At 53.9% G+C, this 17,330-nt stretch carries 11 protein-coding genes; 9 read left to right on the forward strand and 2 right to left on the reverse strand.

The window, feature by feature from the left end; translation table 11 throughout:
• The first annotated feature begins 164 nt into the window (after positions 1 to 164).
• From ACIDF8_RS07300 to ACIDF8_RS07310, 3 genes are all read left to right on the forward strand, one after another.
• Positions 165 to 6,155 carry an alpha-2-macroglobulin family protein gene (locus ACIDF8_RS07300; protein ID WP_412009958.1) on the forward strand — a complete coding sequence of 1,997 codons (5,991 nt, stop codon included), beginning with the start codon at positions 165 to 167 and terminating at the stop codon, positions 6,153 to 6,155.
• A 5-nt stretch (positions 6,156 to 6,160) separates the two neighbouring features.
• Entirely contained in the window at positions 6,161 to 8,356 is a 2,196-nt protein-coding gene (pbpC, locus tag ACIDF8_RS07305) for a penicillin-binding protein 1C (RefSeq protein ID WP_412009959.1), read from the forward strand.
• A 123-nt stretch (positions 8,357 to 8,479) separates the two neighbouring features.
• Positions 8,480 to 8,848, forward strand: coding sequence for a hypothetical protein (locus ACIDF8_RS07310; RefSeq protein ID WP_412009960.1), 369 nt, complete (start codon positions 8,480 to 8,482; stop codon positions 8,846 to 8,848).
• A 98-nt stretch (positions 8,849 to 8,946) separates the two neighbouring features.
• On the opposite strand, the gene ACIDF8_RS07315 is transcribed toward ACIDF8_RS07310, so the two are convergent.
• Positions 8,947 to 11,484 (reverse strand): methyl-accepting chemotaxis protein, encoded by a 2,538-nt coding sequence (locus ACIDF8_RS07315; RefSeq protein ID WP_412009961.1) that lies wholly within the window; start codon positions 11,482 to 11,484, stop codon positions 8,947 to 8,949.
• 274 nt (positions 11,485 to 11,758) lie between these two features.
• Between ACIDF8_RS07315 and greB the strand changes: the two genes are divergently transcribed.
• From greB to ACIDF8_RS07345, 6 genes are all read left to right on the forward strand, one after another.
• A complete protein-coding gene (gene greB / locus ACIDF8_RS07320) occupies positions 11,759 to 12,241 on the forward strand; it encodes a transcription elongation factor GreB (protein WP_412009962.1) in 483 nt (160 codons plus the stop codon).
• Between the two features lie 225 nt (positions 12,242 to 12,466).
• Entirely contained in the window at positions 12,467 to 12,970 is a 504-nt protein-coding gene (locus tag ACIDF8_RS07325; RefSeq protein ID WP_412009963.1) for a hypothetical protein, read from the forward strand.
• 86 nt (positions 12,971 to 13,056) lie between these two features.
• Positions 13,057 to 14,184 (forward strand): elongation factor P maturation arginine rhamnosyltransferase EarP, encoded by a 1,128-nt coding sequence (gene earP / locus ACIDF8_RS07330; RefSeq protein ID WP_412009964.1) that lies wholly within the window; start codon positions 13,057 to 13,059, stop codon positions 14,182 to 14,184.
• A gap of 214 nt (positions 14,185 to 14,398) precedes the next feature.
• Complete coding sequence (efp, locus tag ACIDF8_RS07335) at positions 14,399 to 14,959, forward strand: elongation factor P (protein WP_018986563.1); 561 nt, start codon at positions 14,399 to 14,401, stop codon at positions 14,957 to 14,959.
• Positions 14,960 to 15,179: 220 nt separating this feature from the next.
• Positions 15,180 to 15,659, forward strand: a complete 480-nt coding sequence (locus ACIDF8_RS07340) for a hypothetical protein (protein WP_412009965.1) — start codon at positions 15,180 to 15,182, stop codon at positions 15,657 to 15,659.
• A gap of 113 nt (positions 15,660 to 15,772) precedes the next feature.
• A complete protein-coding gene (locus ACIDF8_RS07345; protein ID WP_412010051.1) occupies positions 15,773 to 16,750 on the forward strand; it encodes a trypsin-like serine peptidase in 978 nt (325 codons plus the stop codon).
• 65 nt (positions 16,751 to 16,815) lie between these two features.
• Here the strand turns inward: ACIDF8_RS07345 and ACIDF8_RS07350 are convergent, their stop codons facing one another.
• Entirely contained in the window at positions 16,816 to 17,076 is a 261-nt protein-coding gene (locus ACIDF8_RS07350; RefSeq protein WP_412009966.1) for a DUF2934 domain-containing protein, read from the reverse strand.
• Between the last annotated feature and the right edge of the window lie 254 nt (positions 17,077 to 17,330).

Raw genomic sequence — 17,330 nt, forward strand, 5'->3', positions numbered from 1 at the left:
CATTCAACTTGCGTCGCGATACGGCGTTGCTTATAAAAAAATTTCTCCTCACATAGCAACGATATGTGAGGTCTAACTTTTTAATCATGCCTTGTCTGGCTGAGCCATTTGAATGATCAGAGGTGCCCTTTCGTCCGCGTTTTTGCCATATGAAGGATCATGCTATGCTGGCCCGTTTTTTGACACACGCTGTTTGCGCACAACAGGCGCGGTTTTCTGAGCGCTTTGCCAGCGGCTGGATGACTGCAAGTTGGCTGGCTGCCTGTTGTGTGCTGTGGCTAGGGTTGCTGGCCGGACATGTATGGGCGGCCGAAGCTGACACCGAAGCGCGCGTGACCTTTGCACCGCAAGGTGAGGTCAAGGCGGTCAGACAAGTCAGCGCCCGGTTTTCGCTGCCCATGGTGGCTTTTGGCGATCCGCGTCTGCCTGCACCGTTTGACATTCAATGCGAGGCCAAAGGGCAGGGGCATTGGCTGGATGACAGGCAGTGGGTGTATGACTTTGAGGCAGATTTGCCAGCCGGTTTGCAATGCCGCTTTTCTGTTAAAAAAGGGTTGCAGACTATCGCGGGTACCCCTGTTTCGTCGCAATCTTTCAGTTTTTCAACCGGTGGGCCAGCCATCGTCACCTCGCTGCCGGAAGAGGGCATCGAATATATCGATGAGTCGCAGGTGTTTTTGCTGGGGCTGGATGCCCCCGTCAATGAGGACAGCGTCAAGCAGCATGCGGCTTGCAGCATACAAGGGGTGGGCGAGTTATTTCCGCTCAAGTTGATCACGGGCCAGGCCCGCGAGCAGATTCTGCGTGAGCAAAAAGACCGCGCCAGCCAGTTGTTTTCGGTGTTGTTTAAAAATGCCCAGCAAGGTCTGCTCTCGGTCAAAGACCGCCGTATGCAGCAGGCAAACATTGTGGTCGCACAATGTAGCCGCCCGTTGCCAGCGGGCAGTGAGGTGAGTTTGCATTGGGATGCAGGCATCACCTCGGTTAGTGGTGTGGTTGCTAAGAAGCCGCAAGTGCTGCGGTTTAAAGTCCGCGATGCGTTTAGGGTGAATGCAAGCTGTACACGCACCAATGCCAAGGCCGGCTGTATTCCGGTGTTGCCGATCCAGGTGCAGTTTAATGCGCCTGTCAGCCGCCGCCTGGCTGAGGCCATCCGCCTCAAACTGCCGGATGGCAGCACGCAAAAACCGGTGATTGCAGACTATGCACAAGGTGAGACCTTGGAGTCGGTGCAATTTAAAGGACCGTTTACCGCGAATAGCCGGGTGGTGCTGCAATTGCCAGGTGACTTTAAAGACGATGCTGGGCGTGTGCCGGTCAATGCGCGCGCTTTCCCGTTGGCGATGACAATGGATGTCGATCCGCCCCTGATCAAGTTCCCGGCAAAATTTGGCATTTTGGAGCGGTATGCGCAACCTGCCTTGCCGGTGACGGTGCGTAATGTCGAGGTCACCTTGCAAGGCGCGCGCATCACCCCCGGCGCCAATGCCGAGCAATCTGGCCGTGTGGGCCGCTTGCAACCCGAGAATGATGCCGAACTGGCGGCCTGGTATTTTAAAGTCACCCAGCATCCTTATGGCAGTGGGGAGTCTGACGCCTTTTTGAAAACGCATGACCGTTACCCGCGCGAGGGAGAAATCCCCCTGCTAATAGGCAACCACGACGTAGCTTCCAGTGAGATCCGCCTGCCGCGCAGGCAAGGGCAGAAAACGTTTGAGGTGCTAGGTATTCTGCTGCAAAAGCCTGGATTTTATGTGGTCGAATTTGCCAGTGACCGCCTGGGGGCGGCGTTGCATGGCGAGCAAAAACCTTATTTTGTCTCATCCAGTGCGCTGGTCACCAACCTGGCCGTGCATTATAAAAAAGGCCATGAATCCTCGCTGGTGTGGGTGACGCGGCTGGATAATGCCAAACCGGTTTCAGGGGCCGAAGTCAGGGTATCCACCTGTGATGGCGTGTTGCTCTGGCAAGGCAAAACCGACCGCCAGGGCCGCGCAAATATTGCACAGGCCCTTGAAGACAGCTACCGCAAAAGTTGTTATGGTCATCTGGTCACGGCACGCAAAGACGATGATTTGTCGTTTATGTTTTCACAGTGGGATGATGGCCTCAGCCCCTGGCAATTTAACTTGGGCGGCGGCGAGACCGCAGGCCCAGTACTGGCGCATACGGTGTTTGACCGCCCCTTGTTCCGCGCCGGTGAAACCGTCTCCATGAAACACTTTGTGCGCATGCATACTGGCAAGGGACTGCGTCTGCCCGAGCGTTTGCCGGATGAAATTACCCTGACGCATCAGGGCAGCGGCGAAACCGAGACGCGCGCGGTGCGCTGGGCCAATGCGGCCGGGACGTCCAGCTGGGCAATCCCCAAAGAGGCCAAGCTGGGTACCTATGTCGTGACCATGAATGTCGATGGCATGGAGGTAACGATGGGGCATTTCCGGGTTGAGCAATACCGCGTACCCTTGATGCATGCCAGCCTCAAACCGCCTGCCGCACCCGTGATCAACCAGCGTCAATTGCAGGTCGATGTGCAACTCAACTATCTGGCGGGCGGGCCTGCGGCAGGCTTGCCGGTCAAATTCCGCAGCCGGCTCGAACCTTATACCCTGCAGTTTGGCCAGTATGAGGCGTTTCGCTTTGGCGGCGAGCGGCCACAGGAAGGGCTGCACGCCATACAACCTTTTTCTTATGATCCGGAAGAAGGCTGGAGTGATGGGCAATCCTCGGATCAAGCGTCTGCTGACGGTGACAAGCGCTACCCGCCCCGCACGCAGGCGGTGACGCTGGATGGCAGTGGCGGTGCGCGTGTCACCTTTGACCGTTTACCTGGTGTACGTACCCCCCATGCCTTGCAGGTGGAGATGGAATATGCCGACCCCAACGGCCAGATATTGACGGCAGCCACACAAGCGCTGCTGCTGCCCTCGGCCGTGAATCTCGGCATTAAAATGGACAGTTATTTTGCGACGCAGCAGAGTCTGGCGTTCAAGGTGCTGGCGCTGGATAGCACAGGTAAACCGCTGGTGCGGCAACCGGTAGCCGTCGAGGCCTACCAGCGGCATACCTATGCTTACCGCAAACGGTTGCTAGGCGGGTTTTATGCCTATGAACAAACTGCTGAGGTAAAGCATGTGGGCGCGGTGTGCGACGGGCAAACCGATGGCCAGGGTTTGCTCAGTTGCAAGGGGGCAGCGCCAGCCAGTGGCGAATTGATTCTGGTGGCAACCACCAAAGACAGCAAAAAACAGCCTGCCATCGCCAGCCAGGAAGTGTACGTCGCCGATGAAGACGGCTGGTATAGCGCAGGTGCCAGCGACCGCATTGATATTCTGGCCGACAAGCGTGAGTATGCGCCAGGCGAGACGGCGCAGTTTGAAGTGCGCATGCCTTTCCGCGAAGCGACAGCCCTGGTGACGGTGGAGCGTGAAGGCGTACTGGCTTCGTTTGTCAGCAAGATCAGCATGAAGTCGCCCATCGTCAAGGTGCCGATCGCTGCCGAGTATGGGCCCAATGCTTATGTCTCGGTGATGGTGGTGCGTGGCCGGGTTGATCCGCAAGCGCCCGGACGCTTTGCCTGGCTCAAACGCATGGTCTATCAGGTGGGCCAGTTTTTCGGTCTGGTCGATCATTTGCCGGTTGAAGTGGATACGCGGCCAACGGCGCTGGTCGATTTAAGCAAGCCTGCCTTCAAGCTGGGCATGACGCAAATCAAGGTGGGCTGGCAGGGGTATGCCCTCAAGGTCAAAGTGGAGCCTGAACGTACGGTTTACCGGGTGCGCGAGCAGGCCAAGGTGAAACTGACGGTGACAGACCCGGCAGGCAAGCCGCTCTCGAATGCTGAGGTGGCACTGGCTGCAGTGGATGAAGGCTTGCTGCAACTGGCCAAGCCTGATTCCTGGCAGTTGCTGGAGGCCATGATGCAGCGGCGGCCGATTGAGGTCTATACGTCAACGGCACAATCGCAGGTAATCGGTAAACGCCACTTTGGTAAAAAAGCAGTCGCGCCAGGCGGCGGTGGCGGACAAGGCGCTAACGCACGTGAGCTGTTTGATACCTTGCTGCTGTGGAAGCCGGTGATCAAGCTGGATAAACATGGCCAGGCCAGTGTCAGCATCCCGCTCAATGATGCACTGACCAGTTTCCGCATTGCTGCGATTGCCCATGCCGGTGCATCCCGCTTTGGCTCTGGCAGCGCGCTGATCCGCACCACGCAAGAGCTGATGCTGTTTTCTGGATTGCCGCCGTTTGTGCGTGAAGGCGACCAGCTGCAGGCGATGGTGACCGTGCGCAATGCCAGCCAGCGGCCCCTCACCACGCAAGTGACTGCTACTCCGTTAGGCGTTGAGGGGGCACCCAAACCGCAGCGCGTCAAGCTGGCCGCTGGTCAGGCGGCGACGCTGGCGTTTGCGGTCCGCGTGCCTTACAACGTGACCGGCCTGGACTGGCAAATAGACGCGGCGGTAGTCGGCGAGTCTACCGCGCAACCGCCAAATCGCTTGCAGATCAAAGACCGCTTAAACGTCCACCAGCAGGTTGGTGCCGCTTATCCGGTCCGTGTCTACCAGCAGACCATACAGCAGTTGCAAGCCGGTCAGCCCTGGCAGATGACGGTACAAGCCCCGGCGCAGGCGGTGCCGGGCCGTGGCGGCATAGACGTGCGGCTTAACCGCTCGCTGGTTGGTAGCCTGTCTAGCGTGCGCGAATGGATGCAGCGCTATCCCTATATCTGTTTGGAACAGCGCGCCTCGGTGGCGGTGACGCTGGAGGATCAGGCCCGCTGGAATAGCGTGATGCTCAGTCTGGGGCAGCACCTCGATGGCGATGGCCTGGCGCGTTATTTCCCCATGGATTGGCTGCCAGGCGATGACAGTCTGACCAGTTATTTATTGCAAATCGCCGATGCTGCAGGCTACGACATCCCGGAGAACGCGCGTGAGCGCATGCTCAAAGGCCTGGAAGATTTTGTCGCTGGCCGCATTCACCGCTATGGCAGCATTCAAACCGCGGATGTCGTGTTGCGCAAGCTGGCTGCCATTGACGCCCTGGCGCGCTATGATCATGCCAGACCAGAAATGCTGGAGGCATTAGAGATTCGTCCTGAACTGTGGCCGACCTCAGGCGTGATTGACTGGTTATCGATTCTTAAACGCATGCCAACGGTGCCAGAGGCTGAGCAAAAGCGCGCCCAGGCCATGCAGGTGCTGCAATCGCGCTGGATGGTTTCAGGCACCCAGTTCACGTTTTCGACCGAGAAACAGGATGACCTGTGGTGGTTGATGGTGTCGCCCGACGTCAATGCGGCGCGTACGCTGGACCTGTTGGCGGCAGACCCGCAATTGCCTGCTGAGGATGCAGGCCGTCTCGCACGTGGCCTATTGTCACGCCAACAGGCTGGCCACTGGCGGACCACTTTGGCCAATGCCTGGGGCGTTCTGGCGTTGCGGCATTTCCAGAAAGCCCATGAACAGACGGCCGTGACTGGCCAGGTCGAGCTCAGCCTGGCGGGGCAAAGCCAGCATTTGCCTTGGTCACGCGCCGCCAGTGCCAAGCCTGCTAAAGGTATCATTGCCGCCAACCAGCTCGCGCCATGGGCCGAAGCGGGGGGATTGCTGACGCAGTATGCCTGGCCGCAGGCGGCAGCTCCACTGCAAATCCAGCAGCAGGGTGAAGGTAAGCCCTGGGCATTTGTCACATCTAAAGCCGCGTTGCCTTTGCAAGCGCCTCTGTTCGCTGGTTATCGCTTGCAACGTGAGGTCACGCCAGTGTCGCAAAAAACGGCTGGCCGCTGGCAACGGGGCGATGTCTACCGTGTCCGCCTCACAGTTGAGGCGCAAGCCGACATGACCTGGGTGGTCATCAATGACCCGGTGCCCAGTGGCGCGACCATCCTCGGCAGTGGCCTGGGCGGAGACAGCCAGCAACTGACGCAACATGAGCAACGCCTGGGCTGGCAACGACCGGCCTATGAAGAGCGCGCACTGGATGGCTTCCGGGCTTATTATGCCTACGTGCCCAAAGGTAAATTCACGGTCGAGTATACGGTCAGACTCAATCAGCCCGGACAATTCAGCCTGCCTGGCAGCCGGGTAGAGGCCATGTATGCGCCGGAAGTGTTTGCCGAATTGCCTGTGCCCGCCATGCAGGTGCAGTGAGATACATGCGCCGTTACTTGCTGCCATTGTGGTCCAGCCTGCGCAGGCGTCCGCTGCGCCTTGCAGCGCTCGCCTTGCTGGCCGGGATGCTGCTGTTGATGCTGTGGGTGGCGACGGTGAGGGCGCCGGACTTCAACCAGTTTAAGCAACACAGCCAGAGCTCTGAGGCCTGGCTGCTCGACCGGCATGGTGCACCGCTGCAACGCCTGCGCCTGAATCATGATTACCGCCGGCTGGATTGGGTGCCATTGGCGCAAATTTCCCCACGCTTGCAGCAAGCCATCCTGGTGGCCGAGGACAAGCGCTTTTATCAGCATGCAGGGGTGGATCCGTGGGCCCTGTTGTCTGCCATCTGGGATAACCTGCATCGCCCGCATCGACGCGGCGGGAGTACATTGACCATGCAGTTAGCCAAGTTATGGCTGCAAGACACCCAGCCCGGCTTTTCACACACTTCGCCATGGCGCTTCAAGCTTGCACAAATTCGTCTGGCTCTGGCCATGGATCATGATTGGCAAAAAAACCAGATTCTTGAGGCGTATTTAAATCGGGTGACGTTTCGTGGCGAATTGGTGGGCATCGATGCGGCCGCGCGTGGCTTGCTGGCCAAAGGCCCGGCGGCACTGGATCGCCTGGATGCGGCCTTGCTGGCAGCACTGGTGCGGGCGCCAGCCGCCAGTGCTTCGCGTCTGGCCAGGCGCGCTTGCGATGTGCTGACGCATACGCACACGCAGGATGCACACAAAGACTGCGAGCGCTTGTGGATACGCGCCGCCTTGTTGCCGAAACGGCCTTTCCCCCTGGCCGGGCAGGATGATGCGCCTCATGTGGCCAGGCGGTTGCTCACACAGGCCGGACAGCGTGACCGCAGCAGCTTGGATGCCAGTGTGCAACGTTTTGCCCGGCAAACATTGCAAACCCATCTGGCTCAACTGGCCAGCCAGCATGTGACCGACGGCGCGGTGCTGGTGCTTGACAATACCAGTGGCGAGGTACTGGCCTATGTTGGCTCCAGCGGCGATTTATCCGGGGCTGCAGCGGTGGATGGCGTGGCCGCGTTGCGGCAGCCAGGGTCTACGCTCAAACCATTTTTGTATGCACTGGCGATAGATCAGGGCTGGTTGCAAGCCGCCTCTGTGCTGGATGACTCGCCACTGGCACTGACTACGCCCAGCGGCTTGTATATTCCGCAAGACTATGACCGCCATTTTCATGGCGCGGTCAGTGTGCGCACTGCGCTCGCCTCTTCGTTAAACGTGCCTGCCGTGCGTGCATTAACCCTGGTCGGTGTGGACCGGTTTTTACACACCCTGCAGCAGTTGGGCTTGCAGGATTTGAAACAGGATGCCGATTTTTACGGTTTTGGCCTTGCCTTGGGCGGCGCAGAAACCAACTTGCTTCAGCTCACCAATGCTTATCGGGCATTGGCCAACGGTGGCCAGTGGCAGCCCTTCCGTTTTCAAACAAGCAGCAAACACATGCTCCCAACGCACCGGGTGTTTACGCCGCAAACCAGTTTTATCATTGGCGATATTTTGTCTGACCCGGTGGCGCGTAGCATGACTTTTGGCTTGTCCAGCCCACTATCAACGCGGGGATGGGCGGCAGTGAAAACCGGCACCAGCAAAGGCATGCGCGACAACTGGGCCATCGGCTACAGTCAGCGCTATACAGTAGGGGTCTGGGTGGGTAATTTTTCCGGCGAGCCGATGTGGGATGTGTCCGGTGTGACAGGTGCAGCGCCAGTCTGGCGTGACATCATGGAATATCTGCACCGGGATAGCGCGTTCATGCCGCCAGCGCCGCCAGCTGGTGTCATGGCGCAAACCGTGCATTATGTGCCAGCCATTGAGGCACCGCGGCAGGAATGGGTCGTGGCTGATGCTGCGATCCCTGCTGCTGCCACAATCCATCTGGCGCCAGTACGGGCCCAGCTGATTGCGCCACCGGCCGGCGCCGTCATTGCGCCAGATCCGGATATTCCTGACCGTAAGCAGGTCTTGCTGGTACAAGCCGCCTTAAGCGGGCAGGGCTGTCTTTATCTGGATCAGCAATTGATTAACCAATGCCGTTTATCGGCGTTGACGGTTTCTTTGCCAGCGCCGGGGCCCCATGTGTTGAGCCTGCGCGACAAGCATGGGCAGATGCTGGATCAGCACCGCTTTGAAGTGCGTGCGATTGCCCTGAAAGCGCCGGCTTAAATCAGTGGCCTCGCGGCCGCAAGACTTGCATTCAGGATTACAATAAAGATGGCTGAAACAATGATTCATCCCTTATGATTCAGCCATACAGTTCATCATTAACGGAAGAGCAGGATTTTAAACATGCGTGTATTGAAGTGGCTACTATGGTTACTGTTGCCTTTGGCCTTATTTGCACTGTATACCTGGGCCAGTTTGAGTTGGGTGTATTCATCGGGGGACCGTGTCGGCTATGTGCAAAAACTCTCGAATAAAGGCTGGCTGTGCAAAACCTGGGAAGGCGAGCTGGTGCTGGTCACCGTACCTGGCACCCAGGCTGAGAAGTTTTACTTCACGGTGCGCGATCCGAGCGTGATTACCAAAATCAATGCTTTGTCGGGAGATCGCGTCCGCTTGCAATATGAAGAGCACAAGGGCGTCCCATCCAGCTGTTTTGGCGAGACGAGTTATTATGTCCACAACGTATTGAAGGTCAACGACGACCATCAGTAAAAATTATCAGAACCCTATATGCCAATAAAAATGCTCCCAAGATGGGAGCATTTTTTATGACTACTTTTTGAGAGTGTTTGGGAGGCAAACTCAGGCACTTAGGCACTTAAGCGCCACCTCTGATGCGGCAGGTCTAGTGTGTCCGCTGGTGTTTGTTCCAGTTTGAACTGGTTGACGGAGGCTACCAGGGTATGTACTTGCTCCAGCATGCTTTCTGCGGCCGCGGCAGCCTCTTCTACCAGGGCGGCATTTTGCTGCGTGGTTTCGTCTATGGCGGTCATGGAGGCATAAATCTGCTGCATGCCGTCACTTTGCTGACCGGCGGCCTCGGAGATGGCGCCTATGCTACTGGAGACCTGTTGCACCGCCAACACAATATCTTGCATGGTGCGGCCAGCTTGCCCCACTTGTTTGGCGCTGATATTGGTCTGGCTGACTGAGGCGGCAATCAGTTCCTTGATCTCTTTGGCTGAGGCGGCCGAGCGGGTGGCCAGGTTGCGTACTTCGCCCGCCACGACGGCAAAGCCGCGGCCAGCCTCACCGGCCCGCGCAGCTTCTACTGCGGCATTCAGTGCCAGGATGTTGGTCTGGAAGGCGATGCTGTCAATCACGCTGGTGATTTGGGCAATCTGGTCTGAGGTGTCATTAATGCCTTGCATGGTGGTCGACAGCGCTTTAAAGGCCTCGCCACCTTGCAGCGCCATCTGGTTGGCCTGGCTGGCCTGCTGGCGCGCCTGACGGGCGTGGTCGGCGGTTTGCTTGATATGGCTGGTCAGTGTCTCCAGGCTGGCTGAGGTTTCTTGCAAGGCATTGGCCTGTGTCTCGGTCCGGCGTGACAAGTCATTATTACCTTTTTCAATTTCTGCGGCTGCCACCTGTATGGTTTCAGCCGCTTGTTTGACGGTGCTCACCGGCGCCACCATTCGCTGCAGAATCTCTTGCGAGCCTTGCAAAGCCAGCCTGAAATCACCGGCATGCGCCGTCACATCCACCAGGCTGTAAAGTTGGCCCTTATGTGCCTCATCGGCAATCTGCCGCGTATCGGCTACCAGTCGCTTCACGGACAGAATGCAGGTGTTCAAGTTGTTGATCAACACCTTAAAATCGCCATGGTACTGGTTATGGATAGGCGCTGGCAGATCTCCTGCCGCAATGCGTTTGACGCAGTCTGCCGCCACATGTAGCGGCGAGACCACCGCGTCCAGGGTCTGGTTGATGCCCTGGATAATCTGGCGGAAATCCCCGGCGTGTGCTTCAACGTCTACCCGTGTATCCAGTTTGCCTTGTTGTGCGTCCGAGGCCAGGTGGTGAACATCGCTGATCAACTGGTGAATCGCCTGTGCGCAGTGCTGTAGGCTGGTTTGCATCAGGTTAAAGTCACCGGAAAACTGGGTGTCAATCTGGGTTGGAATATGGCCTGCAGCCATCTGGTCCAGATAATGCGCCGTGGTCTGCAAGGGCGTGACCACGGCATCCAGAGTCTGGTTAAAGCCGGCCACAATTTGCCTGAATTCACCCTGATGACGTGATTCATCGACGCGTGTCGAGAGCTGGCCTTGTTCCGCCGCCGCTGACAGCGTATGCACATCTTCCATCAGGCGTTTGAAATTCTGTCTCACTTGCTCAATGCTTTGGTTGATATAGCTGCGTTGACCAGGGAAGGTGGCGAGTGGCTGGTTAAAATCGCCTTCACCAAAAGCGGTCACCACCTGCAAAGACTGTGTTTGTGCCTGGATATGCTCCTCAACCATTTGGTTGATGCCGCTGGTAAGTTGCTGGTAGGCGCCTGCAAATTGGCTGCTGTCGATACGGTAATCAATCATGCCGGCCCGGTGCTGACTGGACATTTCATTCAGGGATTGCACGATGTTCTGAATATTGGCTTGCATGCGCTGCATTTCGTTTAACAGCCGGGCAGTCTCGTCGCTCCCTTGTGCCGCTGCATGAACAATAAACTGACCATTGGCGATATGCTGCGACATGCTCAGTGCCTGATCTAGCGGTCTGGTGATGGAGTGGGTCATTTTCCAGGCAATCAGCATGGCCATGACGATGGCGACCACTAAGGCGATTTCGATTTGCTTGTTTGCACTGGCGATGGTGGATGCAAATTTCGCTGAGGCATCCGACACGCCTGCGATATTCATATCCATCAACAGCCTGAGCGAGTGGCTCAAGGGCTTATCTGCACCTTTGACCGTGGCATCAATCTCCGTCACGCCCATGCCTTCTGTTTTGAGTGCTTCACTGCGCTTCATTGCATCACGATAAGTGGTCAGGGCGAGGGCAATATTACCTAAAATCTCTTTTTCCTGGGCATTGAGCGCGCCGGTGGCCGCATAGGCTTGCATGGCTTGTTCAATATCATTGAGGCCTTGTTCAAATTTGCGGGCTTCGCGGCCCCCTCTCAGGATGTAATTTTTAAAGTGGTGTACCGCATCCCCCAAGCCCTTGCTGGCGTTTTCGATCTGGGTTCGTTTGGTCAATTGGACGGTTTCAAACTGTTGCCAGGTCTGGTGGATATGACTAAACCCGCGCCAAGCAATCACAAAAATAAAGGTAGTAAATAAAATCAGCACGGCATAGCTTAAAAACAAACGGGTGCCGACATTCAAATGAGAGAGAGACTTCTTCATGCAATTCCTCAGGGACAAACTAAACCGCTAGCCTTTGGCCAGCACAGGCGTGCGGATTGCAACGCTTCAAGCCATTTACGTAAAACAAATTGTTTACTAAAGCACTTTAATCGAAACTTCACAAAAGATTCATAAATGTCAGGCGACGTAAGCATTTCTACCCAGGCTGGCAGCACCAAAAAACCGTTGTATGGTATGCTCGACAAGCATATCGCTGCTGGAAACCGCGTCCGTCGCTGAAAAATGGATATCGCAAAAATGGATACGAAGTGGAATGGCTGAACAAAAAAATTACATCACCCCCGAGGGCTATGCCGCCCTGGAGAAAGAGTTTCAATACCTGATTAAAGTGGACCGGCCAGAGGTGGTCCGTGTGGTGAGCTGGGCGGCGGGTAACGGTGACCGTAGCGAGAACGGTGATTATATTTATGGTAAACGCCGTTTGCGGCAGATTGATTCACGCATCCGTTTTTTAACCAAACGCATGGATGCTGCCGAGATTGTCTACAGCCAGACTCAGACCAATACCGAGAAAGTGTATTTTGGCGCCTGGGTTACCTTGTTTAACCTTGGCGATGACAGCGAAAAAACCATACGGATTGTTGGCCAGGATGAACTGGATCCTTCGCAGGGGTATATTTCCTGGGTTTCGCCGATGGCGAAGGCCCTGTTGGGCAAAAATCTGGGGGATACCATCCGCGTGGTGACGCCAGGCGCTGAAACCGAATATGAAATTATTGATATCCGTTATGCCTGAGCGCAAGGAGTCGCCGGACATTCCACAGTGTTTACCGACTAATAGATAAAATAGTCAGCTAGTAAAATGTCCAGCTAAGTGTGTTGGGCTAAGTTTTAATAAGCGGTTGAAAACAAATGCTTTTAATTCATTTGCACGTCACATTCCTGCGTATAATTCTGGTTGATTAAAGAAGTCCGTCTTTTTGACGATGACTACATTAGAAAAACAATGCAGAGAATTGCCATGAACCCACCTATCATCCTGGACATTGAAGCCTCCGGCTTTGGCGCTGGTAGTTATCCGGTAGAGATCGGCTATGTCGATCGCAGTGGGCAGACCTGGAGTGCACAAGTCCAGCCGCATGCTGACTGGCTGCATTGGGATGATGAGGCGGAAAAACTGCATCACCAATCCCGCCAGTCGCTGGAGAGCGATGGCGCGACAGCACGCGAAATTGCTTTGCATTTAAATCATATGCTCAATGGCAAAACGGTATATACCGATGGCTGGTATCAGGATTTTGTCTGGTTACACCGCTTGTATGAGGCAGCTGATTTGAGCCCGCAATTCAAGCTTGAAGACTTGGGTCTCACGCTCACCATGGAGCAGAAAGCCATCTGGCATGACACCAAGCAGCGCCTGCGTGAACAAATGGCCTTGGAGCCACATCGTGCCTCTACCGATGCCAAGTTGTTGCAACTGACTTGGCTGGAAACTGCTGAAATGACCACAGCCTCTGCGGCATAAACTCCCCGCTGCCCGTAGCGGGCAAGATCGGGTAGACTACGCGTTTTCTGCCTTGTGTGGGTTCTCTCACATTTTTTCCTATTCCCATGCTTGCTTCATCTCCAGCTCACGCCATCCCCTCTGCGCTTAAACACAGCCGCTGGGATATTTTTTGCAAGGTGGTGGATAACTTTGGTGATATTGGCGTCTGCTGGCGCTTGGCCAGGCAATTGGCTGAGGAATACGGTATCGCCTTACGGTTATGGGTAGATGACCTTGCCTTGGCCGAGCGGTTTGCCAGGGCAGGGCATGCGCATATCCAGTTACAACATTGGACCGCGGATGCAGATTTCTCGCAAACCGCCGACGTCGTCATTGAAACCTTTGGCTGCGGCTTGCCAGAGGCTTACCAGCAGGCCATGCTGGGCGCTCAGGTTACTTGGGTCAATGTGGATTATTTATCCGCAGAACGCTGGGTCGAGGGCTTTCATGCCCACCCCTCACCGCAAGCCAATGGTTTGATTCGTTATTTCTTTTATCCTGGCTTTACGCCACAAACGGGTGGCTTGTTACGTGAGGCCAGCTTGCCTGCATGGCAGGCCACCGCAGACTGGTCCGCATTTGAATTTGCACCTATGCTGACCGCTGCACCGCAGTCACTCACACTCTCATTGTTTTGCTATGCGCATGCCCCGCTGGCGGCGCTGGTGGCCTCTCTTGTCCATTCCCCGCAACCAGTGCGTGTGCTGGTGCCAGAAACGGTGGCCCCCATGCTGGCAAATGTGCTGGGGGTGGCTGCATTGCGTGTGGGCGAGCAAATCCAGCGCCAACAGTGCACGTTTTTAGTCATCTCGTTTTTATCACAAGCGGATTATGATCGTTTGCTTTACCTGTGTGATTTCAATTTTGTGCGCGGTGAGGATAGCTGGATACGGGCACTTTGGGCGGGCAAACCCATGATCTGGCTGCCCTATCAACAAAGCGAAGAAACGCACTTGATTAAACTCAATGCCTTTCTCGATCACTATCTGGCGCAGGCGGATTTGCCGGTGGCTGACCTGTTGCGCCTAGCCATGCTGGCTTGGGCGCGCGGTGAATGGAGCCCAGCGCTATGGCCATCATTGCTGGAGGCCTTGCCCGCGCTTGCCAGCCATGCACAGGCGTTTAAATCAAAACAATCACAGCAGTCCGATCTCGCCACGCAGTTGGTCAATTTTATTGAGAAAATTTATTAAGAAAACATGGGCTTAAGTGAGTAGGCGTATTCAGGTGCAAGGTGCATCTAGCGCAGGCAGCAAGGCCCTATATGCAGTCAAACTCGCTGCTGCGTAGCGACCAACACAGTCATTTGCATACGTAACTACTTAATGCCTTGTTTTCTTGAGAAATGTCATGCATATCGGGTATAATCCGGCGTTTTCAAATCCCGCATACAAATTAAGGCTTATTATGAAAATCGCTCAAGAACTCCGCGTTGGCAACGTAGTGATGATTGGCAACGACCCGATGGTGGTTGTAAAAACTGAATACAACAAATCCGGCCGTAACGCGGCTGTGGTTAAAATGAAAATGAAAAACTTGTTGACTGAAGCGCCTAGCGAAAACGTCTACAACGCACAGGACAAGTTTGATGTCATCGTGCTGGAAAAGAAAGAAGTGACTTACTCTTACTTTGCAGACCCAACTTACGTATTTATGGACGCTGAATACAACCAGTATGATGTAGACGCTGAGTTTATGGAAGATGCACTGCCATACCTTGAAGATGGTATGCCATGTGAAGTGCGTTTCTATGAAGGCAAAGCCATTTCTATCGAACTGCCAACCACTGTAGTGCGTGAAATCACTTACACCGAGCCAGCAGTCAAAGGTGATACCTCAGGTAAAGTCATGAAACCAGCCAAAATCGCTTCCGGTTTCGAAATTCCAGTGCCTCTGTTTGTAAACCAGGGCGACAAAATTGAGATCGATACCCGTACTGGTGAATACCGTAACCGCGTGATGAAATAAGACTTTTTCACGAATACTGCTATTAGTTATTCCTGATATAAAAATCCCCAACTGGCGTTGGGGATTTTTTTTTGTCCGTTCAAGTCACAGAGGCGATGTTCGTGACAATCATTAATGGGCTGTGGATTGTTTGGGATGATTGTGGGGCATCGTTAACGTACCTTTGCTTTGAAAAAATTAAACAATCACGTAAATCGTGCAAGGTCATCAGGAGAAAATCATGACAGTCATACAAAACAAAAAGGCTTTATTTTGCTTGCTATCTTTGAGCCTGGGAGTAACTTCTTTATTAAATATTCCCTCAGCGTATGCTGAGGATCCACGCTCTCTTAAACACCCTTTGATCGGTTATTGGGAATCCAAGGTGCCAGAAACTGAATGTATGGAAACTTACTGGTTTCGTGAAGATGGGGTTGCGGCATTTACCAGTGGTGACGAGCAACTTGAAGCCAAATATGAAGTGACACCTCAACCAGATGAGCATGGTTTTTTTAAGCTGACGCATCGAGTCACACAGAGCAACAAAGCAAAAGACTGTACCAAGCAAGTCACTGACACAAATAAAGAGGTGGTCTCCTATTTACTATTCCGGCCTGATGGATATTCATTTATTTCATGCGATGACGATGATCCAGCACTTGAAACCTGTTTTGGTCCCATTGTTTTAAGAAATAACGCACAAAAAAACTTGCCACAATAATTTGGGGGCGTAGTATGGGGGTGAGTCCGTCATCGAGGCTACGCGCTATGGCTAGAGTATTGAAGAGTGCATTGTGTGTCAGATGCCTGTGCAGAACATGGCTTTGGCTGTTGATGTTTGCATGGCCTAGTTCGACATGGGCACTGATACACGGTGAAACCTTCCCTGCCCAGGCGATCTCCACGGTTAAAATCAATATTCAACATGCACATTTTTTACACTCCACAGATACCTGGGAGTATTACGATTCGGTTTGTAGTGCGATTGTCGTTGGGGTCAAGCCTCTGACCCTCATCACAGCCGCCCATTGCTTGCGAGAAGCTAAATTGGGAGCATCTGACGGCTTGCCTGATGTCAAAATTGCGCAGGCAGATCAATTAGGTCTTCAGGATGTGAAGATTCGGCAGACATTTTATCGGCCTTATGAAGAAGTTTCCGAAGATATCACCCTTGATGTTGCCGTGTTGGTATTTGAGGCCACTGTCCCCGAGAATATTCAGCCTCTAGAAATTATGCAGGATGAGCCCTTACCGGATGAGTTGATGATTTGCGGATATGGGCGAGGTTATCTTGAGCCTGATACAAGACAACCGCGTTGTGGCGAGCGATTAATCATACAAACGGTAAAAGATTTCACAGAGATCCTGCCAGCACCTTATCAGTTAGAGGACGAAATGCTGCATCTCAAGTCGCGTGCACAATTCGAATATACCAAAGAGCTTGCGCATCTGGATAATGTATTGCTTGCTGTAAATCGCTTAAACGTCAAAACCCAGCAATATGACCAGCACTTACCCATGCCTACTGTGGGTGATTCTGGAGGTCCGTGGCTTGCACTTGGTCCACGGGGGCAATACCAACTGGTGGCTGTCACTAGTCTGGTGGAGCGCTTTTATAACAAAAGCCCTCACTGGAAATTTTTTGAACGGGATGTGCCCCTGTCGGATTATCCCTATATTGCCTATGGACTACGTTTGAGTCATCCGGTGATTGTTTCGTATCTTGAATACGTTAAACACAGTGGAGCCGATATTCGGTTTGCACGTAAAGATCCAATTTATCGTTCGTTTAATGCACCGCAAAAGCATTAACCGATGATAGCCAGGCTTTGAATGCATCTTAATAAGTTGACGATGTAAGCCTGGCGATCGAGTCATCAGGCATTCAGCTTGTGGTCAATTTCTTTCTCAGCCTGTAGCCAATAATCCATGTGGCTATCACCAAAGCCGTTTTTCTCTGCAATATAGTAAGCCGCAACTTCAATCATCTTGTAACGCTCTTCGCTGGTGATAATAGAAGGTTTGACAGACTTTTTACGGGGGCTGGCAGATTTGGTTTTTGGGGTGTCAGTTTTAGGGGCCGCTTTTTTGGCGCTGGTTTTTTTTGCAGATATATCAGTGGTCTTGCTGGTTGCCATACATAACTCCTTGGTCTAGAGATGAATGAAAATAAAGCTTGTGGCCTTGTCTTAGTCATATTACAAACTGCAACCCGTCATGGTCAAGCGGCTAACTTCCTGAATATGCAGGGAATTTGATATGTGTCAGCTATTTTTGCTGTTTGAAGCAGTTTTCCCACGCAAGTTCACTGGATTTACAAAATCATGGAGGCTCTTCCAAAGTCTGCGCATCTATGGTGTAGTGACGGCAATTCATTATTTTTTAAAATAAA

Origin of the sequence: Methylophilus sp. 3sh_L, assembly GCF_046766015.1 — a bacterium.
Classification (GTDB): domain Bacteria; phylum Pseudomonadota; class Gammaproteobacteria; order Burkholderiales; family Methylophilaceae; genus Methylophilus.

What these genes read in the sequence shown, in the direction of transcription:
- ACIDF8_RS07300 (WP_412009958.1), top strand. Translation starts at nt 165, where the DNA reads ATGCTGGCCCGTTTTTTGACACACGCTGTTTGCGCACAACAGGCGCGG.
- pbpC (WP_412009959.1), top strand. Translation starts at nt 6,161, where the DNA reads ATGCGCCGTTACTTGCTGCCATTGTGGTCCAGCCTGCGCAGGCGTCCG.
- ACIDF8_RS07310 (WP_412009960.1), top strand. Translation starts at nt 8,480, where the DNA reads ATGCGTGTATTGAAGTGGCTACTATGGTTACTGTTGCCTTTGGCCTTA.
- ACIDF8_RS07315 (WP_412009961.1), bottom strand. Translation starts at nt 11,484, where the DNA reads ATGAAGAAGTCTCTCTCTCATTTGAATGTCGGCACCCGTTTGTTTTTA.
- greB (WP_412009962.1), top strand. Translation starts at nt 11,759, where the DNA reads ATGGCTGAACAAAAAAATTACATCACCCCCGAGGGCTATGCCGCCCTG.
- ACIDF8_RS07325 (WP_412009963.1), top strand. Translation starts at nt 12,467, where the DNA reads ATGAACCCACCTATCATCCTGGACATTGAAGCCTCCGGCTTTGGCGCT.
- earP (WP_412009964.1), top strand. Translation starts at nt 13,057, where the DNA reads ATGCTTGCTTCATCTCCAGCTCACGCCATCCCCTCTGCGCTTAAACAC.
- efp (WP_018986563.1), top strand. Translation starts at nt 14,399, where the DNA reads ATGAAAATCGCTCAAGAACTCCGCGTTGGCAACGTAGTGATGATTGGC.
- ACIDF8_RS07340 (WP_412009965.1), top strand. Translation starts at nt 15,180, where the DNA reads ATGACAGTCATACAAAACAAAAAGGCTTTATTTTGCTTGCTATCTTTG.
- ACIDF8_RS07345 (WP_412010051.1), top strand. Translation starts at nt 15,773, where the DNA reads ATGTTTGCATGGCCTAGTTCGACATGGGCACTGATACACGGTGAAACC.
- ACIDF8_RS07350 (WP_412009966.1), bottom strand. Translation starts at nt 17,076, where the DNA reads ATGGCAACCAGCAAGACCACTGATATATCTGCAAAAAAAACCAGCGCC.